Origin of the sequence: Campylobacter concisus, assembly GCF_001891085.1 — a bacterium.
In the GTDB taxonomy this organism is placed as follows: Bacteria; Campylobacterota; Campylobacteria; order Campylobacterales; family Campylobacteraceae; genus Campylobacter_A; species Campylobacter_A concisus_O.
In genome coordinates this window covers 21,690-46,615 of sequence record NZ_JXUP01000008.1, presented here as the reverse complement: position 1 = coordinate 46,615, position 24,926 = coordinate 21,690, and the positions used below count along the sequence as shown (strand labels likewise).

The 24,926-nt window shown below is 34.7% G+C and carries 20 protein-coding genes; 4 read left to right on the top strand and 16 right to left on the bottom strand.

The window, feature by feature from the left end:
• Window positions 1–10: 10 nt before the first annotated feature.
• The 15 genes from TH67_RS07965 to TH67_RS10375 all read right to left on the bottom strand — a co-directional run bounded on the left by TH67_RS07965 (window position 11) and on the right by TH67_RS10375 (window position 17,631).
• A complete protein-coding gene (locus TH67_RS07965) occupies window positions 11–2,209 on the bottom strand; it encodes a polyribonucleotide nucleotidyltransferase (protein ID WP_072595117.1) in 2,199 nt (732 codons plus the stop codon).
• On the bottom strand, window positions 2,199–2,897 hold the full coding sequence (locus TH67_RS07960) for a phosphoribosyltransferase family protein (RefSeq protein WP_072595116.1): 699 nt from the start codon (window positions 2,895–2,897) through the stop codon (window positions 2,199–2,201). Before TH67_RS07960 ends, TH67_RS07965 begins: the two co-directional genes overlap by 11 nt.
• Complete coding sequence (locus TH67_RS07955) at window positions 2,898–5,057, bottom strand: LPS-assembly protein LptD (RefSeq protein ID WP_072595115.1); 2,160 nt, start codon at window positions 5,055–5,057, stop codon at window positions 2,898–2,900. It lies immediately after the preceding gene.
• Window positions 5,050–5,499 carry an RDD family protein gene (locus TH67_RS07950; RefSeq protein WP_072595114.1) on the bottom strand — a complete coding sequence of 150 codons (450 nt, stop codon included), beginning with the start codon at window positions 5,497–5,499 and terminating at the stop codon, window positions 5,050–5,052. The genes TH67_RS07955 and TH67_RS07950 overlap by 8 nt, the downstream gene beginning before the upstream one ends.
• Window positions 5,496–6,740: a phosphoribosylamine--glycine ligase gene (gene purD, locus TH67_RS07945; protein ID WP_072595113.1), complete on the bottom strand. Its 1,245-nt coding sequence runs from the start codon at window positions 6,738–6,740 to the stop codon at window positions 5,496–5,498. Before purD ends, TH67_RS07950 begins: the two co-directional genes overlap by 4 nt.
• Before the next feature lie 232 nt (window positions 6,741–6,972).
• Entirely contained in the window at window positions 6,973–7,611 is a 639-nt protein-coding gene (locus TH67_RS07940) for a uroporphyrinogen-III synthase (RefSeq protein WP_072595112.1), read from the bottom strand.
• A complete protein-coding gene (locus tag TH67_RS07935) occupies window positions 7,604–8,764 on the bottom strand; it encodes a multidrug effflux MFS transporter (RefSeq protein WP_072595111.1) in 1,161 nt (386 codons plus the stop codon). The genes TH67_RS07940 and TH67_RS07935 overlap by 8 nt, the downstream gene beginning before the upstream one ends.
• 111 nt (window positions 8,765–8,875) lie before the next feature.
• Window positions 8,876–9,520, bottom strand: coding sequence for a cupin domain-containing protein (locus tag TH67_RS07930; RefSeq protein WP_072595110.1), 645 nt, complete (start codon window positions 9,518–9,520; stop codon window positions 8,876–8,878).
• Window positions 9,521–9,722: 202 nt separating this feature from the next.
• The gene (locus tag TH67_RS07925) at window positions 9,723–10,031 is read right to left on the bottom strand and encodes a hypothetical protein (protein WP_072595109.1); all 309 of its coding nucleotides are present in this window, start codon (window positions 10,029–10,031) and stop codon (window positions 9,723–9,725) included.
• The gene (locus TH67_RS07920; protein ID WP_072595108.1) at window positions 10,019–12,154 is read right to left on the bottom strand and encodes a hypothetical protein; all 2,136 of its coding nucleotides are present in this window, start codon (window positions 12,152–12,154) and stop codon (window positions 10,019–10,021) included. Before TH67_RS07920 ends, TH67_RS07925 begins: the two co-directional genes overlap by 13 nt.
• Window positions 12,155–13,277: 1,123 nt before the next feature.
• A complete protein-coding gene (locus tag TH67_RS07910; RefSeq protein ID WP_072595107.1) occupies window positions 13,278–13,646 on the bottom strand; it encodes a TIGR02328 family protein in 369 nt (122 codons plus the stop codon).
• Window positions 13,643–14,035 carry a YbgA family protein gene (locus TH67_RS07905; RefSeq protein ID WP_072595106.1) on the bottom strand — a complete coding sequence of 131 codons (393 nt, stop codon included), beginning with the start codon at window positions 14,033–14,035 and terminating at the stop codon, window positions 13,643–13,645. Before TH67_RS07905 ends, TH67_RS07910 begins: the two co-directional genes overlap by 4 nt.
• 382 nt (window positions 14,036–14,417) lie before the next feature.
• Window positions 14,418–15,950, bottom strand: coding sequence for a glutamine-hydrolyzing GMP synthase (guaA, locus tag TH67_RS07900; RefSeq protein WP_072595105.1), 1,533 nt, complete (start codon window positions 15,948–15,950; stop codon window positions 14,418–14,420).
• A 10-nt stretch (window positions 15,951–15,960) separates the two neighbouring features.
• Entirely contained in the window at window positions 15,961–17,349 is a 1,389-nt protein-coding gene (gene nhaD / locus TH67_RS07895; RefSeq protein ID WP_021091705.1) for a sodium:proton antiporter NhaD, read from the bottom strand.
• Between the two features lie 114 nt (window positions 17,350–17,463).
• Window positions 17,464–17,631, bottom strand: a complete 168-nt coding sequence (locus TH67_RS10375; protein WP_180371745.1) for a hypothetical protein — start codon at window positions 17,629–17,631, stop codon at window positions 17,464–17,466.
• Window positions 17,632–17,661: 30 nt separating this feature from the next.
• On the opposite strand from TH67_RS10375, the gene TH67_RS07890 reads away from it, so the two are divergent.
• From TH67_RS07890 to TH67_RS07875, 4 genes are read left to right on the top strand one after another with little or no spacing between them, the layout of a single operon-like run.
• Window positions 17,662–18,111, top strand: a complete 450-nt coding sequence (locus tag TH67_RS07890) for a hypothetical protein (protein WP_081370935.1) — start codon at window positions 17,662–17,664, stop codon at window positions 18,109–18,111.
• Window positions 18,105–19,922, top strand: a complete 1,818-nt coding sequence (uvrC, locus tag TH67_RS07885) for an excinuclease ABC subunit UvrC (protein ID WP_072595103.1) — start codon at window positions 18,105–18,107, stop codon at window positions 19,920–19,922. Before TH67_RS07890 ends, uvrC begins: the two co-directional genes overlap by 7 nt.
• Window positions 19,919–20,674 carry a hypothetical protein gene (locus tag TH67_RS07880; protein WP_072595102.1) on the top strand — a complete coding sequence of 252 codons (756 nt, stop codon included), beginning with the start codon at window positions 19,919–19,921 and terminating at the stop codon, window positions 20,672–20,674. The genes uvrC and TH67_RS07880 overlap by 4 nt, the downstream gene beginning before the upstream one ends.
• On the top strand, window positions 20,664–23,534 hold the full coding sequence (locus TH67_RS07875; RefSeq protein WP_072595101.1) for a response regulator: 2,871 nt from the start codon (window positions 20,664–20,666) through the stop codon (window positions 23,532–23,534). The genes TH67_RS07880 and TH67_RS07875 overlap by 11 nt, the downstream gene beginning before the upstream one ends.
• Here TH67_RS07875 and TH67_RS07870 read toward each other — a convergent pair.
• On the bottom strand, window positions 23,531–24,802 hold the full coding sequence (locus TH67_RS07870) for an anthranilate synthase component I family protein (RefSeq protein WP_072595100.1): 1,272 nt from the start codon (window positions 24,800–24,802) through the stop codon (window positions 23,531–23,533). The two genes, TH67_RS07875 and TH67_RS07870, sit on opposite strands and share 4 nt — an antisense overlap.
• Between the last annotated feature and the right edge of the window lie 124 nt (window positions 24,803–24,926).

Here is a 24,926-nt window from a genome sequence, read left to right as displayed (position 1 = left end):
CCTTTAAAATTTATTCGACTAAAGAGAGCGAAATTTTATTTCCTTTTTGCTCGCTCACACATACTTTGACCTGATCACCTACGTTTAATGGAGTTTTTATCTTTGAGATGTGAAGCAAGCCATCAATGCCATCTTTTAGCTCGATAAATACACCAAAATCAACAACACTCTTTACAGTTCCCAAAAACTCATCACCGATATTAAAATTTGGTTTTGAACGCTCTTTATCGTGCTTAAATGGCTTTTTGCCAAATGAACGTCCATTGTCTTTTGAAGTGATAGAGATGATGTAATCTTTTGCAGCATCAACATTTTTCTTTGCACCACCTGCGATTTTAACTTCACCTTTTTCTCTATCAAGATCGATTGAGACTTCAAATTTCTCAATGATCTCTTTTATAGTCTTGCCAGCTTGCCCGATGATATCTACGATCTTGCTTGGATCAACACTAAATAGCTCAAGCTTTGGAAGCACATCTTCATTTATTTTTATATTTTTATCCGCCTCTGTCATCAAAGATAAGATATGCTCTCTACCACGTTTTGCTTGATAAAGTGCCTCTTTTAGCACTTCTAAACTAATGCCACCAAGCTTAATATCCATCTGAAGCGCTGTGATGCCATCACTTGTACCTGCTACTTTAAAGTCCATGTCGCCGTCATGATCTTCAAGTCCCATGATATCTGTTAGCACTGCGTGTTTATCACCTTCAAATATTAATCCCATAGCGACACCTGCGACAAGTTTTAAAGTATTTACGCCAGCTGCTCTAAGTGCTAGCGAGCCACCGCAAACACTAGCCATTGAGCTTGAACCGTTGCTCTCTAAAATTTCTGAAACGACTCTTATCGTATATGGAGAAGCTAGATCGATACTTGGTGCAAGGGCACGTTTGGCTAAATTTCCATGTCCAAGCTCACGTCTACCAGGAGCTTTTAGTGGGCTTGCCTCACCTACGCTAAAGCCTGGGAAGTTGTAGTTAAACATAAATTTCTCTACAAAAGGTACTTTTTCAGTGAGGATGTCATACATTTGAGCATCACTATCAGTGCCAAGAGTAGTGACAACTAGGGCTTGCGTCTGTCCTCTTGTAAAGAGGCATGAGCCATGAGCATTTGGAAGCACATTTGTTTCGATACTAATAGGTCTAACCTCTTCAAGACCACGCCCATCAGCTCTAACGCCCTCGTTTATGATCTGCTCTCTAACGATTTTCTTTTTATATTTGCCAAGGACATTTGTGATGACAGCCTCATCCCAGCCCTCTTTTTGAGCGACCTCATCGCTTGAAATTTGTTTTGCGATCTTGCTAAGTTCGCTCGCTCGCTCGCTTTTTGCCATTTGATTGATCGCATTTTTGACTTCAGCTTTATAAAATTTATCGATATAAATAGCGATATTTTCATTTTCTATCTCAGGTTTTAACTCAAGCGTAGCGTCCTCTTTTTTATGCTCTTTAAAAGCTTCTTCGTAAGCACTGCTAGCCCTTAATATCGCCTTACCAGCAAAATCAATCGCCTCAATCATCATATCTTCGCTAAATTCATTCATCAGCTGTTTTTGAGCCATACTATCACTTAAGCTCGGATCTATCATCGGCTCAATCGCAACCATCGGGATGAGCTGCGTAGTTTGCTGAGGCAAGCTTCTCATCTCGATCATCAAAAGCTCATCTTTTGTGCCAGCTACATATAGATCAATCGCACTTTGTTTTAGCTCAGAGTTGCTTGGGTTGATCACAAATTTTTCATCTATGTAGCCAACTCTCACGCCACAAACTGGGCGATTTACAGGGATGTCGCTAAGATACAACGCAACTGAAGCCGCATTTAGACTTACAACTTGCAGATCAACTTCAGGATCAGCTGAAAGTACCATTACAACTATTTGAGTTGGATAAGCATAACCTTTTGGAAAGAGTGGCCTAAGAGATCTATCGATGATGCGAGCTGTTAGCGTTTCAAAGTCGCCTGGCTTTGTCTCACGCTTAACGTAACCGCCAGGAATTTTTCCAGCGGCGTAAGCTTTTTCAATGTATTGCACCGTTAGAGGTAAAAAATCCTCCTCAACTTGCGTGTCCTCTCTGGCAACAGTTGCTAAAACTACGGTATTTTTCACTCTTAAAAGTACCGCTCCGCTAGCTTGTTTTGCTACTTTATTCAGGTCAAAAATTTCAACCTGATTATTGACTTCTATACTATATTGCATTATTTTTATCTCCTTGTTGTTTTTGTAACGGCAAATAATAAGGGCTCTCTTCTAATATTGACATGATACGCTCACTCGTAGCTTCGATCTTTTTCTCGTAATACGAATCCACATCGATAAAATCGACTATCTTATTTATCGTGTAAATTTCATCGACCATATCATTTAAATTTGTAAAGACATCAGTAGCAATCACTGGCGTTGCGTATGAGATGGATTTTACCTTCACATCAAGCAACGTCTTTATGCAAATGAGTGCCGTCATACCAGTCTCGCACCCCTCATCGATTAGTAAAATATTTTTATCTTTTAGCTCTCCTATCAAATTTCCTTTTCGGTATTTATAAACGTTTTTTAAAATTTTCTCTTCATATTTTCTATGTGCTTCGCCGTAAATATAGTCATAGCTTATATTAAAAGCCTTTATAAGTTTATCATTTAATACTATATCTTCTGTCTCGCTAACTATTGCAACGTCGCATTCGCTATTATTTGGCGCAGGTAGTGGCTCGCTAAAGAGCATCTCGTAGCTTAAATTTAAACTTCTACAAACTGCATCTGCGAGTATAACTGACTCAAGCGACATACAAACAACTATCGTCTTTTTATCTACGAGCTCTTTTTTTGGCAAAATTTCAATTAGCTTGCTAGCTGCTTCTAATTGATCCTTAAATTTAGCCGTTATCATTTAGTTGGTACTCGATTTTGTACTGCTTTGTGAAAAGTCATAGTGCAAACCGCCCATTGGATAGAAATTTATCGTGAAATAAATACCATTTTTTCTAGTTGATGCTGAGCCGTTTATTGTTGTTGTTGGCTCAACATCTTGTTGATAAATTATTCCGTAATTCCAGCATTTTCTTTGATGAAGTACACCAACTCTCCAGCTTTTTGTGTAACTTCGCTCAATATCATATTGCCAGCCACCAATAAGACTATACTGATGAGGTAATTTTACTCCAAGACCACTTGTAAAATAGCTATCTTTTGTTGCACTATTTTTTATTTTGCTATCATTTTTCTTCATGGTGTGAAGCATATTTAGCCAAAATAGATCATTTGTGTATGAAAATCCGCTTTGTACCTTTTTAAGCTCTTTGCTCTTGTGTGAATATTCAAGCTTATTATAAAGGCTTAAATTTTCAAATGGATATAGATAGATAGCATTTTTTAAATTCGAATATTCATCTTCTTTTGTGTAATATCCTTGAGAAATACTATGTTTTATAATCTTTCTACCATTAGAGTTAAAGAAATACTGAGTCAGATAACCAGAAATTTCTTCCTTACTCTGCTCTTGAGTCAAGAAATTTTCATATTCATTTAGATTTTTATCATAGATAAACTCATCATCCAAATTTCCTTTTCTATAGCCTGGCAGTAGGTATTCGGCCCCAAAATTTAAAGTGTGATAAAAGCTTTCATACGCTTTTGCAAGGTCAGTGTGAAGGGTAAATTTATGGTAATTATTTACAAAATTTGTATGTTTATCTTCTCTTTTATCATCAAATGAATTTATCTTATTCTCGTAATTTATTCTTGAAGCGTATAGATACTCGTAAAATGAAAACGTTAAGCTATCATCAAGCAGTGGCACATGCACTGAAGCTGGAAGTGTAAATTCATACTGAGTCGCTCTAACTCCTATTTTTCTATCATATCTATGTGACTGAAGATCGAGTGAATATAAGATATTTGGCAAAGCAATATCATCTGTAAATTTATGATACTGAAGCGATGGAAGCTCTTGAAGCGTGTCTTTGTTCTCATTTTTTGAGCCAATTTTTTCAGTATCTATGTAGTATTTTGCATAAGCACCAAAATAATGATCGTCATTTGCGATGAAATAGTTAAATTTAGAAGTTACAAGCGAATCATAATCATCATCCCTGCCCTTTAAATTTAAATAATCTATATCATTTAGCTTCGTTGCATCTATCCAAATTCCCTCTTGTAAATCTGCTTCACTAAGGTATCTTATAAGTTTATCTCTTTCGTATTTTAGTCCGATACCTTTATGTGTTTTATTTTTTAGTTCAGCCTTATTTGAAGTCTCTCTTTTTTGCTTGGCTTGGTAGCTGTTTTTATCAGTAAATGAACCAAAGCTGATTTCGCCCCTTGAATCAGGCGACTCAGTAAATCTAAACGCACCATAAATTCCAGCACCTCTGTTTGTTCTTATCTGCGGATCAATCTCGAAGTCCCACTCATTATAAGGTGCAAAATAAATCGGCTGCTTGTAATAAAAACCTTCAGATTTTCCGTATCCAAGTTCAGGCGGTAAAAGACCTGTTCTTCTTGTGGTATCAGTTGAGAAGCCAAAATATGGCAAATAAAAAACTGGCACATTAGCTATACGAAAGACTGGGTTAAAAAGATGTAAAAATTTGCTTTGTTTATTTAGCATAGCTGAGCTTGAGGTGATGCTCCAGTCAGGATCTTGGACATTACAGCTTGAAACCATCGCTTTTTTTACTCTATAGTACTCACTGTCAGAGCTGCTCTCATCGCTTCTCATCCATACTTCCATGTCTTTATTCATCATAAAAAGCGATTCAAAAGCAGTATCATTATTTTTTAAATTTAGCTTTGCATAATTTGAGCGAGAGACTTCGCTCTTGCCCTTCATCATGTTGACGTTACCAAATAGCTCGATAACCGAATTATTTTGATCATACACAGCACAATCAGCCGTTACAAGATAATCTTGTGAATATACAACGACGTTTTTGTTTGCCGTTACGATGCCTTTATCTTGCTTTACATCATCGGCCAAAAGCTGCACATCTTGCACAGCTGCACTTAGATTTAAAATACAAACCGGAACTAAAAATAAAATTTTACGCATTTATCACCACTGTTTTTGCTATTTTGTCTTGCCAAGTTTGCCTAGCTGGATTTGCAAATGCCCATGCAAAACCAAGATAAAAACAAGCTTCACTAACCAACCTAAAAATCGCTCTTACCAAGCTTGAAATAAAATTTGGTCTATCTAAAATTTCTACATTAATGCACATCGTCTTTGTTAGCATTTGTCCAAGACTCGCACCATAATACCAAACAAAAAATGCATGATAAATAATCTTTAGTGCGACTATTTGCCAAAAGAAATTTAAGGTCAAATTTCTGGCTTCATCATAGCTCATAACCGACAAAAAAGCATCCCAGTAAATGATCAAAAACAAAAAAGAAACAATACATTCATCAATTGAGTAAGCTAGCACTCTTTTTGAAAATGGCGCTAGCGAAATTTCTTCTTTTTCAAGTTTTTCAACTATCTGCATACTCATTTTAATGCCTGCCAGGCAATATCTTTTCTATAATGTGCTCCATCAAATTTTACATTTTCGCAAAGCTCATAAGCTCTATCACGTGCCTCTTTTATGCTCTTCGCAGTGGCCACACAGACTAATACTCTACCACCATCTGCATAAATTTCTCCGCCTTGCTCGCTAACACCAGCATAAGCGATGTGAGCATCTTTTACATCATTTAAAACTGAAATTTTAGCTTTTGGGCTGCTTTTATACGGATAGTCCTTACTAGCCATCACAACGCCAACTGCAAATTCATCTTTTAAGCTAATAGGCTTTAGCTCGCCCTTTGCAGCATTTAGTAAAATTTCGCTTAAATTTCCGTCAATTAATGGCATCAAAACCTCGCACTCAGGATCGCCGAATCTCACGTTAAACTCAAGTACATAAGGCTCATTTTTCACGATCATTAGCCCCACAAAAAGTACTCCACAAAACGGACTGCCCTCGTTTTTCATCCCTTTTAAAGTTGGCTTTACAACCTCTTCTTCGACCCTTTTTATCAGCTCTTTTGAAGCAAGCGGACTTGGAGCATAAGCGCCCATACCGCCAGTATTTGGACCTTCGTCATTATCAAGCAGACGTTTATGATCTTGAGCTACTGGCAAGCTTACAAAATTTTCGCCGTCGCAAATAGCAAAAAAGCTCAGCTCAAAGCCGTCTAAAAACTCTTCAACGACAACAAATTTACCAGCATCACCAAAGCTGGCTCCGCTTAGCATGTCGCTAACTGCCTCTTTGGCATCCTCTTTAGAATTTGCGATTATTACGCCCTTGCCAGCGCAAAGTCCATCGGCCTTTACGACCATCGGCGCGCTTAAGGTATCAATAAATTTAAATGCCTTTTCTTTATCTTCTGTGTTTAAATATCTTGCGGTTTTTATATTATTTCTAGCCAAAAAGTCCTTCATATAGGCTTTGCTAGCTTCAAGTCTAGCAGCTGCTTTGCTTGGTCCAAAGATGAGCAAACCCTCTTTTTTAAAGATATCCACTACGCCTTCACTAAGCGGCGCTTCAGGTCCTACTATAGTTAGCTCGATACTATTTTTTTTAGCAAAATTTGCAAGTTCATAAAAGTCTTTTATGTTTAAATTCTCACCAAGACGTGAGGTCGCACCATTTCCTGGCGCAAAGTATAAATTTATATTTTTTTCGTTTTTTAGTTTTAGAGCAATGGCGTATTCGCGGCCGCCACTTCCTATTATGAGAATATTCATTTCATCTCCGTAAATTTAAAAACCCGAGTGGGCGTCGCATAGAAGAGTGGCCCATAAACAAAGCCAATCTTGCAAATAGATGGATACCAAACGGTTGCAACTTCTCGCCTTTTCAGACTCAAACGAAGCCACATCACAAGGCACCCATACCTTTTCGCTAACAAAAAAGTGTTGGACCCCGTAAAATGCTGACTCGCTTCACTCAGGCAATAAAATTATATAAATTCTTTGCTTAAAGTAATGTTTTGGCAAGCGCGATACAGGCGTTTATATCTTGACTTTGGCTTACTATTGGCTCGGTAAATTTTAGCTCTTTTGCAGTTACCTTTCCAATGCTTATCGCTTGATAGCTCTCATCCCAGCCAAAATTATTAAGAAAATTTTTGACATTTAGTGGAGAAGCAAAGATCAAGATACTATTTTTTGGTGGTTTTAGCTCCATTTTGCAAGGATTTAAGACATTTTCATAAGCGACAATTGCCTTTATATTTACTCCGCCATTTTGCAAAATTTCTAAGAAATTTGAAGCACTATCTTTACCTTTTAGATAAAGAACCTTTTTACCTTTTAAAAGTGGCAAAATTTCTCTTGCGAAGTCATCTCCGTGAGCGTTCTTTCCGGTGTAAATTTCACTAAATCCAAACTCTCTTGCGGCTGCCGTACAACTATTTGCGATGGCAAAGACTGGCAAATTTATAGCTTTTATATTGTTAAATTTTAATGCATTAAAAGCATTTTTAGAAGTGGCTACCAGCTCATCATAGTCGCTTAAATTTAGTTCAAATTTTAAAAACTCGATCTTGCTTACGCTTAAATTTATAACGCTCTCATCAGTCGTTTTTGTATTTGAAATAAGATAAATTTTACGCAACTCTTTTTAACCTTAAAAAAGATATCAAAGCAAGTAATGTGCAGACTAAAATAACAATAGAAGTCGAGTAAAATATATCACCAAGCCCAACTAACGGAGAGACGACGCCGCCTAAGAAAAATGGGCAAAATCCAAGTATTGCTGAGGCTGAGCCTGCGTATTCTCTGCCTTCATTCATGGCTAGCGATGAAGCAGTTGGCAAGACAAATCCTGTAAAAAGAAGCAATAAGAAAAATGCGATGATAACGCCGATCACTTCAAATTTGAAACAAAGCATGAAAGCAATAAAAACACTAGCAAACAAGGTACCAAAAAGCCCAGTTTTGAGTGCTTTTCTCTCATTTAAAAGACTAGCAAGCCTTGCTCCTATAATAAGCCCCAAACCATTTGAAGCAAAGCAAAAGCTATAACTTACTGGACTTAGAGAATAAAATTCTTGAAAAATAAACGAAGATGACGCTATATAAGCAAACATCGCACCCATCGCAAATGTCTGAATGCTTACGAAAAGTATAAATTTTTTCTTTCTTAAAATTTTGACAAAAACACTATAAGTCACTAGCAAAGGCATTTTTAAGCGATTTGACTGACTCAAGCTCTCTTTGAAATAAAAATTTGCAATAAAAAGTAAGATACCAATGATAGTAAGTGCCATAAAGATGCCACGCCAGTCGGTAAATTTAAGTAGTAAGCTACCGCCAATTGGCGAGAGTATCGGAGCAAGACCATTTACGACCATCATAAGACTAAAAAATTTAGTCATTTCATGACCCTTATAAAGATCACTCACAACAGCCCTTGAGATGACTAAGCTGCCGGCACTTGCTAGCCCTTGGATGATGCGCATAAAGATAAAAAACTGGATATTTTGCGCAAAAAATATAAAAATAGTGCTTATCGTATAGACGATGAGCGAGATGGTAAGTGGCGTTTTTCGTCCAAATTTATCGCTTATTGGGCCAACTATTAGCTGACCTATGGCTAAGCCTGCCATCGATGTCGTGATCGTTAATTGTGTAGCTGTAACGCTTGTTTTAAACCACTCAGTAATAGCCGGAAGTGCTGGCAAATAAAGATCTGTCACAAATGGTCCAAAGGCAGAGAGAGCACCTAAAAATAGCAACAAAAATAGTTTGGAATTTTCTTTTTTCATAGTTTTTCTTTAAATTTTAAAAGAGATTATATTATGACTTTGCTTTTTAGGTTATTAAGGGTAAATTTAACGTGATTTATAAAAGAGAAAAGCCCTAAAATAGGGCTTTTTTTACATTTTGTCTTTTGTGACGATTAGAAGCATTTTGAATTTGTCTTTCACTTTTAGGCCGTGTGGGATCTTACCTGGAAGCACGATGCTATCGCCCTTTACTAGATGAAAGCTCTCATCAGCTATCTTTAAATCAAGCTCGCCATCAAGCGCGATAAGTAGCGCATCGCCAGGGGCAGCGTGGGTTGAAAGCTCTTGGTCTTTGTCAAAACTTAGCAGCGACATCGAGCCATTTTCGTTTTTAACAAGCGTCTTGCTAACTATCTTGCCACTCTCGTAGCTAACGGCATCTGCGAGGCTAAAGATACTCGCTTTGTCTAAATGATCTATCATAACATTCTCCTTAAAATCTATTAGTAAATATTTTGTTTTCTTTGTAAATTTGAGTTTTCGCCAGGTTTTTGCCTCAATAAGGCAAGCTTCGTCGCGCCCAAGCCTCATCTGCTTTTTACCATACTCTAGCTGCGCTTCACCATCTATCACCCAGGCAAGGCTATCTATAAAAAGCATCTCATGGTCTAGCTCCTCACCCTCGTCAAATGCGTATATATCGACGCTTGCATTTTTGTTTTGAAAGAGCCTTTTACTAACGACGCTTTTTTCAACTATTTTTGTATCTTTGTCTAAATTATAAATTTGACTCATTTTATACCCTTTTTTTATAAAATTATAAAAGGTTAAGAGCTAAATTTCATTGACCAATGTTAATAAAAAGATAAAATATATCCTAATTAAAACCAACCTATATCTAGAAGCTCTTTTTAAAAATACCCTCTATGAAATAGGCTTAGTATTTACCCCCCCCCCACTCAATATATTTTTGTAAGCATTTTGCAAACATGAATTGTCAAGCATTATCTAATTCTATTATTTTTTCAAAATCAGATTCTGCAACTTTGATTTCACTGTTTATTTGCTTCACTATATCATCTGCCACTTCATTAAATAAATCTTTGTTTGAATCATCCAACTCAAATTCTATAAGTTTTTTACTCCTAATTACTTCCTGAAATATTAAGTTAAATAAATTTTCAATATCTTGTGTATCGTTGTCAGTTATATTAATCGAGATATTTTCTAAATCTGGTATTAAAAATTTTACTATTTCACTGTTTTCACTTCTATCTACTTTAAATTTCATTATTATTGATTCCATATATTCCTCCTTATACTAAACATACGTTCACTGCCCTCTAAGTGTTTAATAGCTTCATTCTCCCAAGATATTATATTGCCAGTATTTTTAATTGATACCAGTTCATTTGCATACATATTACCAGCAAAATATATTTCTGCATCCGAATCTCCTACATAGTTGCAATATATTGTTTGAGTTGGCAATGTATTAATTGCAATATTGGCATTATGTGTAGATAAAACTACCGTTTTTCCTATATCTCTTAAATACTTTAGTTTAGGAATTATATATTCTGATATATATTTATTCCCAAGTCCTCGTTCTATTTCATCAAACAAGTAGCAATCAAAAGCCAGATTTTCAATCAATCCACTAATTGATAGAATTGATTTTTCACCTTCAGAGGGTTCATACATGGTATCGTCTTCTCTAATAACCATGCAAGACTTCTTTACACAATCACCAAAATATTCCGCACTGCACTTTTGTAACTCATCAATCGAAAATAATTTATTCATTTTCAATAAATCTTTAACAGAAAAATTTGCTATTTTTTCTATTAAACCTCGATTAACAGAAATCTTATTTCTATCAAATGGAGAACCTTTAACATATTTTTCATTTTTATCCATTACTTTCACTTCCACTTTGGAATAAATTCGCCCCTTATCTGGTAATTCTCCAATTTTAATTTTTTTTGATGATTTAATATTCTCTAAACACTCATTAATATTTTTGATTTTTTCAAAAATAGCTCGTCTCTCAGAAACCATTTTTGAAAGTCCAATATTATTTGGTTTAGATTTTTTCCCTGTTTTTTTATCTATTATTTCTTTAATATTTTCAATGATTATACCTGTTTTAGAAACGGAAAATATTGCTTTAGATTTCTCTATTGTATCTTCATAAATTTCTTGTTTAAGTCTATATAACTCATTGGATAAATTTTCTTTATGCTCGTTTTCATCATTTCTATACTCTGTATTTAAATTATTGACTTTATTAATATAATTAATATATTCCTTATATTTTATTGCAACATCTTGAATGGTTTGAGATATATTTTTGTTATACAAGCATTCTGTTTTTCTTATTTTCTTTGCATTTTTTGATACATTTTGATTTTCATAGTACTTCAAATATTTACCAATAAAATCGGCGTAAGTACTCTCTTTATAATTTAATACCGAGTCTAAATCATTAATTATACGATCTTTTAAAACGCTATCTATTTCAACTTCATCTTCATTATTTTTCAATATTTCATCATAGACTTTTTGATAATCTTTTCCTTCGTGAATAAAAATCTTTTTCCCACTTTCACTTAATTTGGGAAAAATATAATTTTTCATCAATACCGTCTTTCCTGAACCCTTGCCACCAAAAATCACATTAACATCCTGATATATATCTAACTTATCGTTATAATCCAAATCTATTTCCATCTTTTCGCAACTATTCAATACAGATTTTATAAACACATTAGGTGACGATGCTAACTCATAAAATTTACCGAAACTATCAATTGTAAATTTCATTTCTGGCAACCTTTTTGCATCTTCCGAATATTTTGCCCAATCTTTTACATCACTTCCTATTAAAGATATTTCATTATGAGCATTAATTATACCCATGGTCTTTAGTTTGGGCTCTAGAATAACTGTGTATCCAGTTAAATCTTCTTTCAAAAGATTTTTTTCTTCAATACTTATTGATCTATCTTTATCTTTATCTAAAAAGTGAGGAATAATTAATATTTTATCTGTATTAAATTTTTTAATATTGAGTATTAAGTCATTATATTCCAGTTTATAATCATCATAATTTCTATTGTCATCTTTAGAAAAAATATCTTTAAAATCAATTGCACACTCTGGACTGCACACTAAAATAATATGCCTTATTTTGTTTTCATCAAATCTAACATCTAACTCTATACCAGGAAAAATAATAAAATTTATTGGCTTACTTGAAATCGCATTATATTCATTGATATCAAATTTATTATGATTCGTAATCGCACACAATCCAACGTTATTTTCTTGAATTTTTTCTATGAATTTTTCTGCATCTATTACTCTTGACGCTCCATCACCTTTTTTACATTTTTGTGTATGTAAATGCAAATCTATTTTTTTCATTTTCGCTCTTCTCACCACCTGTGTAATTCAAATGTTAATTTTTTAAGGTTCGTATTTTTAAACCTTGCTCCCTCTTTTATTACTTCATCTTGATAACCTATAATTTCTATTAACATTCCTTAATACTAGTATTTTACTTTATTTTCAATTATTTTTAAAAACTAATAGTCTCTTTGCATATATAGTACTAGATTGTATTTCAATACATAAAAATTTAAATCATATTTACCAAAGTATTTGCTTACAAACATACTATGATCTATTGAATGCATTGATTTTCATTTCTCTTTGGTTATTTCACTTTCCCTATCTATGAGAGTTGTTTCAAGTGATATTGAAGATTTCCTATAAGAAGTACATACTTCAATTTATATAATACCTAAATACACCATTCAAATGCATATGGCTTATACACAATATGTTAGCTTATAACGATAATTTATTATATCCAAGGCCTTACCATCTTTTGCTAATTTTGTATCGTATAATTTCCAAAGTATATTCGTCGTATGTAAATCTAATCTTTCTAAATAGTTCTTGTATAATTTAAAGTATCGAAAACCACAGCTTGTATGCTATGGTTTTTGTATTCGCTCATAAAACTGCTATGAGTTATCGTTTAATTTGTTCTTTTTAAAACCTTATCCATTTTATAACCGCTTCTCATTTCAAAAGGCTACAAATTTTATTTTAAGCCATCTTCTAATAAAAAACTATATTTATTCCCACTCAATAATTACCATATCATATTTGTTTCTTTTATTCTATAACAGTATCTTTTTAGTTTCTATTTTTAATATGCGCAACCCGGCTTCCTTGCCGTAGTTTTGTAAGCTTCGTTAAGCACTAATCCAATACCCATTTGATGGAATCTTTTATGCCAATTACAAAAATATCTGTACAATCCTTGCCGGTTGCATTTATACAACAAAACCAACCGACTCATCATTCATATAACAAGCGAGAAAAGGCTTTTCCTGCGAATCACGAATATACTCTTCTGTGCTTTATGGTATTCCAAACCATTCTGAAAGGTCATATAATATTTCTTTTGATGCACATTCTTTTTCCAGTTTATCTTCAACTTCTTTTATTTTTATATCAATTTACTCTTCCACAACTTCTATACTTTTAAATGTATACCTTTGTTTCTTAAATTTTCTATGCAATCAGCTAGATATTCGATATTGTGCTCTTTGTAAATTGGACTGCCTATAATTTCCTCTTTAAGATTATTGTACTTTTCTGCCGTCCTTCCTCTATAATTTTTATCTTTCCATTCCACAGAAACATTATATCCCCTTTTTTCCATCTCCTCCATAACCAATACATGGTAAATAAAAAGATGATATGGGGAATATGTAAACACATAGTCTACAGTTTTATGTTTCTTTTTCCATCCATTGCCCCTCAGAGCACAACATTCCCTATGTTGCCCAAGAAGCTGACTTTTGGGCAATAAGTGGATAAGTTTTTCATGCCATAGTCTCATAATTGTTCTACTGTTAACAAAGTTGATTTTTCTAAATATTCACTAGGGTATTTCTTTAGTAAGGTGTTAATGCATTCAATTACAACATCTTGATTATTTTTCCCTTCCATATATCCATTTAATATATCAAATAATGCCTGTTTTTCAATTGTACTAGCGTCTTTTTTGAAATATCCCCATATGTGAAGAACGGCATTACTAAAATCTTTTTTACTCTCCTTCATATCTCTTGCTTCCTGTATTTTTTTATTTATCCATAAAACATCCGGTTCTTTTTCCCTCAAATACGCCCTTATCTCCAAATATGCTTTATGCGATTTGCTTAGTACAAAATATTTATTTTTTGCCCATAACTCTTCACATTCTATTCTTGTATCTTTGTGTCTCATATTGACACCTCTTTAAAAATATTCAAACTAAAATAAATCCCATATAATGTACCACCATTTAAGCATTTATTAATAGCATTTAAATTTTTATTTAGGTCAGGTATAAATGAATATCCCGCATTGCTATATGTTAAAGTGGGCTCCGATACAAAGAATTTTTATTACTACAACCTATTCAAATTTATCAACCGCTGTTTTCACAAAAGCCTCCCAGCAAAATAATGGGAGGCTCTCTAAACAATTTATCTAAATTTAAAACTCTCTTTTAAACCTACTTTTTCTCATTTTTAGTATCAAAACAGTATCACTAAGGAGCTTTTTGCTTCAATAAACCGTTGCAATATTGTATTTTCAACGGTTTTACAGCAAAAATATTTTTACTCTATTCCCACTCTATCGTTGCGGGCGGTTTGCTCGAGATGTCGTAAACTACGCGGTTTATGCCATTTACCTCGTTTATGATGCGGCGAGAGACGTTTTCTAACAGATCGTACGGTAGGCGTGAGAAGCTAGCCGTCATGCCATCGCTCGCATCGACCACACGCACGCAAATAGCGTTTTCATAGGTGCGGTTATCACCCATTACGCCGACAGAATTTACATTTAAAAGTACGCAGAATGCCTGCCAAGTTTTGTTGTACCAGCCAGTGCTCTTTAGCTCGTCGCGCAAGATCACGTCAGCTTTTCGAAGTAGTTCTAGACTTGGTTTATTTACTTCACCCATAATGCGAATAGCAAGGCCCGGTCCTGGGAAAGGATGGCGGAATACTAAATCACGGCTTAGCCCAAGCTCAAGACCTAGCTTTCTAACCTCATCTTTAAAAATTTCTCTTAGTGGCTCTATTAGCTCAAATGTCATCCAATCAGGCAAACCACCAACGTTGTGGTGGCTCTTTATCGTCTTACTTGAGCCAACTACTGAGCTTTCGATGATATCAGTATAAAGGGTGCCTTGAGCTAGAAATTTCACATCACCATGCTTTTTAGCCTCTTGCTCAAAAATTTCTATAAATGTCTCACCTATGATCTTGCGTTTTTTCTCAGGATCAACGACGCCAGCTAAGCGGCCAAGGAAGGTCTCGCTCGCATCTATGCTAACTAGCTCAACACCAAGCTTTGTTCTAAATGTAGCTTCAACTTGCTCTTTTTCGTTTGTTCTAAGAAGTCCGTTATCAACAAAGACAAGAATCAAATTTTTAGGCACAGCAGCTGCTAAAAGCGCCGCGGTTACAGAGCTATCCACGCCACCGCTAACTGCGCAAAGTACCTTGTGGGTGCCCACTGTTTTTCTTATCTCGTCTATCTTGTTTTTAGCGAAGCTTCCCATATTCCATGTGCTCTCGCAACCGCAGATATATTTAGCAAAATTCTTTAAAATTTGCGTGCCATACTCGCTATGTTGCACCTCTGCGTGAAACTGGATCGCATAAAATTTTCGTTTATCATCGCCAAAAGCACAATAAGGCGAATTTTCACTAACAGCGATCACTTCAAAGCCCTCTGGCAAGTCTTTTACATAGTCACTATGACTCATCCATACGATTTGTTTTGAAGGTGTATCTTTAAATAGCTCATGCTCTTTAATAACGTTAAGCTCGGCCTTGCCGTACTCTTTTTGATCAGCCGCTAAAACCTCCGCTCCATGCGTGTGAGCAAGTAGCTGCATGCCGTAGCAAACGCCAAGTATAGGGATGTTTAACTCAAAGACGCCATTATCGCAAAAATAAGCATCTTTAGCATAAACACTAGCTGGGCCACCACTTAAAATGATACCTTTTGGCTCTTTCGCTTTTATCTCACTAAGCTTTGCATTAAATGGCAAAATTTCAGTGTAGACGCCCTCTTCTCTTAGCCTTCTAGCTATTAGCTGAGTGTATTGCGAACCAAAATCCAAAACTATAATCGTATTGTTCATTTATAACCTTTTAAAAATAGATATGAAAAATTTCAAACTGCACATACCAAACAATGATTGATACGATATATCCTAGAACCACCATCCAAGCGTATTTCATATGTGCGCCAAAGGTATAAATTCCTTTTAATTTACCCATTACCCCGACACCAGCTGCTGAACCAAAGCTGATCATCGAACCGCCAATACCAGCAGTTAGTGTCACTAATAGCCACTGACTCATTGCCTCACCTGCATCAGCTCCCATTGCCGGATTTGCTTTTAAAACAGCTGACATAACAGGGACGTTATCAACGATCGCTGAAAGGAATCCAACACCAATATTTACAGCAGTTGAGCCAAATTTATCATAAAGTGATACAGCGTAATTTAAAAATCCAGCAAAATGAAGAGCGCCAACTGCAGCTAAAATTCCAAAGAAGAAAAATAGTGTGTTGTTTTCGATCTTTGACATATAGTGAAATACATGCATTGGCTCTTCATTTTTGTGAGCTTTTTTGAAATAATATGTATAAAGGCTAAGTAGCGAGAAGCCAAACATCATGCCCCACATCGCTGGTAAGTGAAACAACTGGTGCATCATAACTGCGCAAAAGATAGTAAATGCACCTATAAAGATAACCGCTTTGCCACCTTTTTTCATAACCACTTTTGGCTCGTTTGCTACATCAAAATGCGGTGCAGTACTTGGCACCACGCGAGAAAGTAAAAATGCCGTTACAAACCAGCCAGTGATAGATGCTGGGAAAAGTGCGAAAAAGTCGACAAATGGTGCTTTTCCAGCAGCCCAAGCCATAAGCGTAGTGATATCGCCAAATGGGCTCCATGCTCCACCTGCATTTGCTGCAACGACGATATTTATCGCGCCAGCTACTAGGAAATTTGTATTATTTCTATCTATCGTTAGAAGAACGGTTGAAAGAATAAGTGCTGTTGTTAGGTTATCAGCTACTGGGCTTATGAAAAATGCCAAAATACCAGTTAGCCAAAATAGCTTTCTATAAGTATAGCCTTTTGATACGAGATTATATTTAAGCGCATTAAATACGTCTCTTTCTATAAGTGCTTCTATAAAAGTCATCGCCACCATCAAGAAAAATACGATCTGAGCGATCTCTAAAATCAGGTGATTTACCTCATGTTCAAGCGAATGCACATCCATGCCATTTATAAGCATATAAACGCCAATAAGTAGGAACATAAACGTACCGATAAAAATAGCAGGTTTTGCTTTGTCGATATGGAAATTTTCTTCTGCTGCTATGAAAAAATATCCAACAACAAAAATTATAAGCGATAAAATTCCTGCCCATGTAGTAGTTAAGTCAATAGCTGCGGTTTCTCCATCAGCACCAAAAGCCATCGCGAAAAACAAGCCTAGAAGTCCAAAAAACCTCATTATACTCTCCTTGTAGAATAAAAAATCTTGGTATATTACTTAAATGAGCCTAAAAATTAGGTTAGTTAAAATTATTAAGCTTACATTACATTTTTATTTAAATACAAAAATTTACTAGATTTTATTTATCTTGTCAGTTTTCTTTTCTTTTACGGGAGCGTCTCCGTAAAATGGATCATCCTTGTAGCCACAGCCACTAAATGCAAAAAGAGTAAAAATTAAAATAAAAGATGATAAGATAAGCCCATGAAAAACGCTAAATTTTTGATAAATACTATTCATGAAAATCCTTTGTATAAAGAAAAATTAAGCATGGCAAATGAGTGCCAACAGCTTTTAGAGCTTATGGGGAAAGCAAAACGATTTTATATAGCTTTTTGCTACGTTAGAGAAGGTGTTTTGACCTTTGTTCTTACTCATCCCACTGGGCTTTTAGAGCTTAGGCGTGATAGTAGTATAAATGATATAAAAAGGTTATTAAAAACCTTTTGCAATTTTAATAAAAATAGCGTTTTTAACAGCATTCTTACTCCAAAACCTATTAACGAAATCAACTATACAAAGAACAAAAAAGAAGAAAATATAAGATTTGTCGTGAGCAAATTTTTAAAATTTTTTAATCAAAAAGAGCAAAGTACCATCTTTTATGCGCCAGCTAGTAAAGGCGAGTTTAAAAATTTAGCAAAAGACGAGCAAATACACCAAAAATTTGAAGAGCTAAGAGAAATTTTGCTCAATAAAAATGAGCAGGCAAGATGCTAATAGACGAGATAAGAACGCTTCCAAACGAGCCTGGCGTATACCAGTATTTTGACGCGCAAAATAGACTCTTATACGTTGGCAAGGCCAAAATTTTAAAAAATAGGGTCAAAAGCTACTTTAAATTTACCCCAAGTCTAGCTCCGGCTGAAAAACTAAGCCCAAGAATTTCTAAGATGATAAGCGAAGCTGTGCATCTTGAATACATCGTCACGCCAAGCGAAGCAGACGCACTCATACTTGAAAATTCTTTCATCAAGCAACTAAAACCAAAATACAACATCTTGCTTCGTGACGACAAGACCTACCCTTACATTTTTATAAATTTAAATGATGATTTTCCAAGATTTGAGATCACTAGAAAGGTGGTAAAAGGCTCAAATATCCGCTATTTTGGGCCATATTTTAGTGGAGCTAGCGAGCTACTTGAAGCGCTTTATCTAAATTTCAACCTAGTTCAGAAAAAGTCCTGCATCAAAGGCAAAAAAGCCTGCCTTTTTTATCAGCTAAAACGCTGCTATGCCCCGTGTGAAGGCAAAATTTCAAAAGAAAACTACGCTAAAATCGTAAATGAAGCTATCGCGGCCTTACAAAATCCAAATTTGCTTATCACTCGCCTTGAAGAGCTCATGCTAAACTACGCCAAGGCTGAAGACTACGAGCAAGCAGCCGCGACTAGAGATAAGATACAAACACTTAAAAACATGCAAACAAAGGTTGAAGTTGATCTTGCTAAACTTGAGGACTTTGAGGCCTACTCGGTCGCTTGCGTGCACGATATGATCTGTGCGGTAAGATTTAGCGTGCAAAGTGGCAAGATAACTGGCGTGAAAACTGACATCACGCAGGCCAAAAACGCTCAAAAAGATGAGATAAACGAGGCTTATAAGCAGGCCATTTTAAAAAGCTTCATAGCTGGTCAGCCGATAATTAGCACCAAAATTTATGTGTATGAGAGCTTTGAAGATAGTGAGCTGGTGGAGGAAATTTTAAACGAGAGATTTGGACGTAAATTTAGCATCACATACCCAAAAATAGGCGATAAACGTAAAATTTGTGAGATCGCTACAAAAAACGCCGAAGTTAGCATCGAAAAATATCTAAAAACGCATGATAACGAGCTACTAAACGAGATAAAAGAGTACTTTGACCTAGCTCACACGCCTTACGTGGTTGAAGCCTACGATAACTCGCACCTTTTTGGTGAGGCAAGTGTGGGGGCGATGGTGCGCTATGAGCATGGCGAGTGGGCGAAGCAAAACTACCGCCATATGCACCTAAGCTCTAAAAACGACTACGATCAGATGAAAGAGAGCCTGACTGCTAGAGCGCTTAGATTTGACAAGCTTAGTCCGCCTGATCTTTGGGTTATTGACGGTGGTGAAGTGCTTTTAAACTTAGCCTGTGAAATTTTAGCAAGCAGTGGCGCAAACGTCGATGTGATAGCCATTTCAAAAGAGAAGATCGATGCCAAAGCTCACCGCGCAAAAGGCGAGGCAAAGGATAAAATTTATACAAAAAATGGTAGCTTTAGCCTAAGCACGAGCGATAAAAAGCTTCAGTTTTTCCAAAAAATGCGTGATGAAAGCCATAGATTTGTCATCAGCTTTCACAGAAAAACAAGACAGAAAAACGATATGCAAAGATCAATTCTAAAGCAAGCTGGCGTATCTGAGGGAAGTATCGCGAAATTAATCAGCTTTTACGGAAGTTTTGATAAAATCAACGAAGCGAATTTAGACGAAGTGGCAAAAATAACAAATAAAAGCGTAGCAGAAAAGCTTGCAGTACTCAAAGAAGGAAATTTGAAGTGATAATATATGATGAAAATTTAAAAATATCTGCGATAACGCAAGATTCACTTGAGCTATTGGGTTTTGATAGTTTGGATGACTTTTTGTTGCGATACAAAGATATAAGTGAGCTAGTCATAACAAGCCAAGAAAGTCCAAACTACAGCTTCTTGGAATTTTTACAAAATACGAAAGATAATAGTGCTAGAGTAAATTTAAAAAGAAAAGATGGTGGTGCTATCTTACTAGAAGCGAGATTGCAAAATGCTATTTTAAAAAATGGTGAGAAATTTTTTATCGTGCTTTTAGAGAAGCAAGACATAATAAACAACCAAAACCTAATAGCAGCAGTAAAAGTAAAACCTACATTAAGACTGCCTGTTTTTAAACTAAACGCATGGTATCTTTTTGACACGCAGACACAGTCACTTATAGATGATTCCTGGTTTGAAACATCACTTAAAATACTAAATTTAAGTAAAAAAGATTTTGCATCCTATTTAAATATATTTTTGCGTAACGCAAGAGAAATTCTTATCCAAATCCAATCAGCCATAATCGCAAAAGACGAGATAATGCTCAAAAAATACGTAGATGAGATAAGGGAAGCTGCATTAAATTTAAAGCTTAATAACCTTGTAAATGAGCTTAACGCTTTTTTAGATAACAATCAAAATGGAAAAATGAAAGAGATGTCTCTTTTTACCAAAAGACTAATTGAGATAGAAAATATCGTCAAAAAACATAGCAAAAAGAGTATCCATGAAAAATAATAAATTTTATATATTGTTAGCGCCAATAATAATTTCAGCGATCTTTTGCGCATATAGCGGAAATGAAAGCTATAAAAAATTTACAGATCTAAAAGATCTAAATGAAAAACTATATAAACAATCCTTAGTATTTCAAACTATAAAATCCGTAATACAAGAGCACGATACGCTAATAGGCAAAAGCCAAGAAAATATAAAAAAGTTGCGAGATAGCACCTTAAAAAATACACAAAAATTTATAAATTATATAAGAAAAGACGATCGCATCGAGATACGAAATGTAAATAAATTAAAAGAATTGCTAGCAAATCTAAACCAAAATGATAAATTTGATGAACTATTTTACGAATTTTTCCAAAATATAAATGGAGAAATAGATAGCGATTTTAAACAGGACTTAGACCGAGACTTTCCGCTTATAATAAAAGCTTATGTCGCAACTTTAAGTAAAATTTACAATCAACTCTCTTTAGCAAACAACACTAAATACTACGTAAAAAATATCTTTATAAATGGCCCTTTATTTTCAATAAACAATGATGTAAGAGAAAATATATATTCCGTAAGAGACAACACACCAAATCTTGATATGCTTCCAAAAAGTGAGCTAAAAGAGAATATTTACAAAGACTTTAACCAGTTTGAAGCCAACTATCAAGCTAGAAAAATAAGAGAAGCTAAAGCCAAGATCGCATTTTCTGAAAAGCTAAATATCGAAGATATCATCTTAATAAAACAGTATGAAGATGATAAATTTATACTTTTATTAGATAGTGCCATAAACATAAAAAATGAGCTGTTAGAACTTACCGAGAGCGAGAAAATAAGCTTTGGCATAAAGACCTTCTTTGAGTTTTTACTTTGTGGCTTGCTCATTTTATCTTTGCTTAGTATTTCTGCTAGGTTAAAATTTTTAAAGGTGCTTATCGATAAATCAAAATACATATCGAGTTATATCCTATCATCAAAAGAGACAAGTGCGGATAATGCGATATCAAGGCTCATAAAAACTTATGAAGATCTAAAAGAAACTTATATAAAAGATAGCAGCTTTTTTCAGATAAAAGATAGATATATTTTATCAGTGAGTAAGAAACTAGAGTCTATTAATAAAGAAATTTTTACATCGACTGCGGCTTTAAAAATAGAAACAAATAATAGCAAAAAGCAAGTATTTATAGACACGATAGAAAAAAATGCGAATATCATGACTTCGCTTTATAACAATGCTAAAAATATCTCAAATGTTAAAAAATATAGCGAATGCAATAAAACCGAGATATTTGATCCTCAAAAAAGCTTTGAAGAAATTTTGCAAGCAAATATCGTCTATTCGCAAAGCAAAAAGATAAATTTTATAAGCTACCTTGATCCAAGCCTTACAAATGAACTAGAAGGAAATCTAAATTCATTAAAAACCGCATTTAACTCTATCTTTTTGGCATCACTATCAATGTCTTTAAGACACCAAAACATTATCATTGCTATCAAAAAAGTTCAAAAAGAGTTTGATAGAAGCGGGCTTTGTTCTGTAAGCTTTAGTATAAAAAATAGTTCAGCTGCCATGAGCGAAAAGCAAATTTCAGATATATTTTTAGATGACGAGAATAGCTTAAATAATGATGAGAGCGAGTTTTATCTAAAAATCGCTCAAATTTATTTAAAAAATTTAGAAAGCAAGCTGGAGATTAACTCGTTTCCAAGTATTGGCAATGAGTTTAAATTTGTAGTCATTTTTAAAACAACATCAAACTATAAAGACTTTGATATAAAATGCGATCATAAACTAGCATTCTTACAAGACGCAAATGTAGCTTACAACGAAGCTTTTGAGCAGACTACAAAAGACCTTGGGCTCAAAGTGGATATACTAACAAGCACTAATCCATCTATTACAAAAAATTATGATGCTATATTTTTAAGAAATACCAATAAGCAAGGTCAAGATATTAAAAATCCGCTCATTTTAAAAGATCCGCTAACTCCATTAAGCATCACAAGGCTACTTTGCTTAGGCGAAGCTGATATTATGAATAAAAATTTAAACGATAAACCAAAAATTTTAATCTGCGATACTAATGAAATTTACATAGATATAACAGCAAGTGGTTTTAGTAAATTTAACTGTGAAGTTGTGGGGGTTTGTAATAAAAAAGATCTAAAACAAGCCATAAAGCAAGGCGATTTTGACCTTATATTTGTTGGCTCGAAATTTTTCGAAGCTGAAAAAAATAGCCTTCAAAAAAATATTGATCTTATAAAAGCAGCCATACAAAATGCAAAAATTCCAATTATACTAATGCTTTCAAATACTTCAAATATAGATGGAGAGAGTGTCAAAGAATACTTCAATGCCTATATAAAAACACCAATAAATAGCGACGAACTGGCTCAAATTTTTAGAAAATTTTTACCAAATTTTGGCGAGATCGCAATAGACGAAAGCTATCTAGCAAAAAGCGAAAATATTATTTTATTTAAGAAATCGCCAATGGAAAATAAAATATTTAGCTCAGCTTTAGGAGAATTTTACAACACACTTGAAACCACAAATAGCTTTGATGAGCTATTAACAAAGATAAAAACCAAAACTTATGGCATCGTTCTTATAGATGAAAACGTAAAAGGCTTCAACTACGAAGAGCTAACAAGAGTTGTTGATAAGATAAGACAAAGCAAAAAGGTTGATACAAGAGTGCTGATATTTGGCGCACAAGAAAGAAGTGAATTTCCTTTTGTAAAAGTGCTAGCTAAAAATATCACAAAAGCAGAGCTTTCAGCTACCGTAAGAGAGCAAATCGATTCTATGGGCACTAGCTATGCTAAAAGCTCTTATGAATTTATAAAGTTTAACGCCTAAAACTCTTTTGCGTTATTTTTAAATACATTTAGCACGCTTGCTCGCTTGTGACAAATTTCAGCGTATTCTCTTTCGCTCTTTGAGTCGTAAACTATACCAGCTCCAGCCCCCACAAATACATCACTAAAGCCATTTTCACCTGGCACAAATATGGCTGATCGAATAAGAATAGCAACCTGAGCATCGCCATTAAAATGTAACAATCCAATGCCGCCGCCATAGATATTTCGCTCAGAAAATTCAAGCTCATTAATTATCTGCATAGCTCTTATTTTTGGGGCTCCGCTTAGTGTGCCAGCTGGGAAAATACTAGCTAAGACGTCAAAAAGATCAAGCCCTTTGGCGCATTTGCCATAGACATCGGTTACGATATGAATTACTTTTTCATATTTTTGGATATGCATCGCATTTTTTACGGATACACTTTTTGGTTCTGAAACCCTGCCAATGTCATTTCTAGCAAGATCGATTAGCATCTTGTGTTCAGCCAGCTCCTTTTCGTCACTTAATAGCTCATTTTCAAGTGCAGCATCAGCATTTGCATCGCTTCCTCTAGGCCTTGTGCCTGCAATTGGTGCCACAAAAATTTGCTCACTTTCCATCTCAAAAACAAGCTCTGGCGAAGAGCCAACCACATCGCCATAAGGTGTAGGAAAATGAAACATATATGGGCTTGGATTTGTAAGTGAGAGCTTTTTATAAAATTCCAAACTACTCATATTCGTTGAAATTTCAAGCAATTCACCAAGCACCACCTGAAAGACATCGCCGCTTCTTATATACTCTTTTGCTAATTCAACCATATCCTCAAAGTGTTTCTTTTCTTTACCAAGATCAGTTTTTATACTAAATTTACTCTGCTCTTTGCTTTTACATTCAACTTTCGCATCAAGCAAAAAGTCATAATATTTATTCTTATCTCCATAGAATGTATAAATTTTACTCATCTTGTCAAAGTGCAGATATGCTTTAGCGTCAGCGTAGATAAATTTTGGAAATTCATACTTTTTAGCCTTCTCTTTGCCGATATACTCAAAGTATCTCACGCCGTCATATGCAAAGACGCCAAAAAGTCCAGCAAAAGGTGCGAGTGATCTGTTACGGTTAGTATCAAAGTAGCTTCTAAGTCCGTAAAAGTCCATATCTTTTTCGTCGATATATTCGCAGTCTATGCCGATTATCGTTTGCGTCTTGTCTTCAGCTAGGTAGCTATTTTTAAATTTCTCTCTGATCGCTTCATAATAAAAAAGTGGTTGTTCTAAGAGCATATTTTTCCTTTTAAATTTTTATTGATTATAAAAAATTTTCGCTTTTTGTAAAGTTATGTTAGATATCAAAGTTATAAAAAGGCATAGAAAAGTGCGATTAATTCGTAGTTAGAATGAGTTTTGG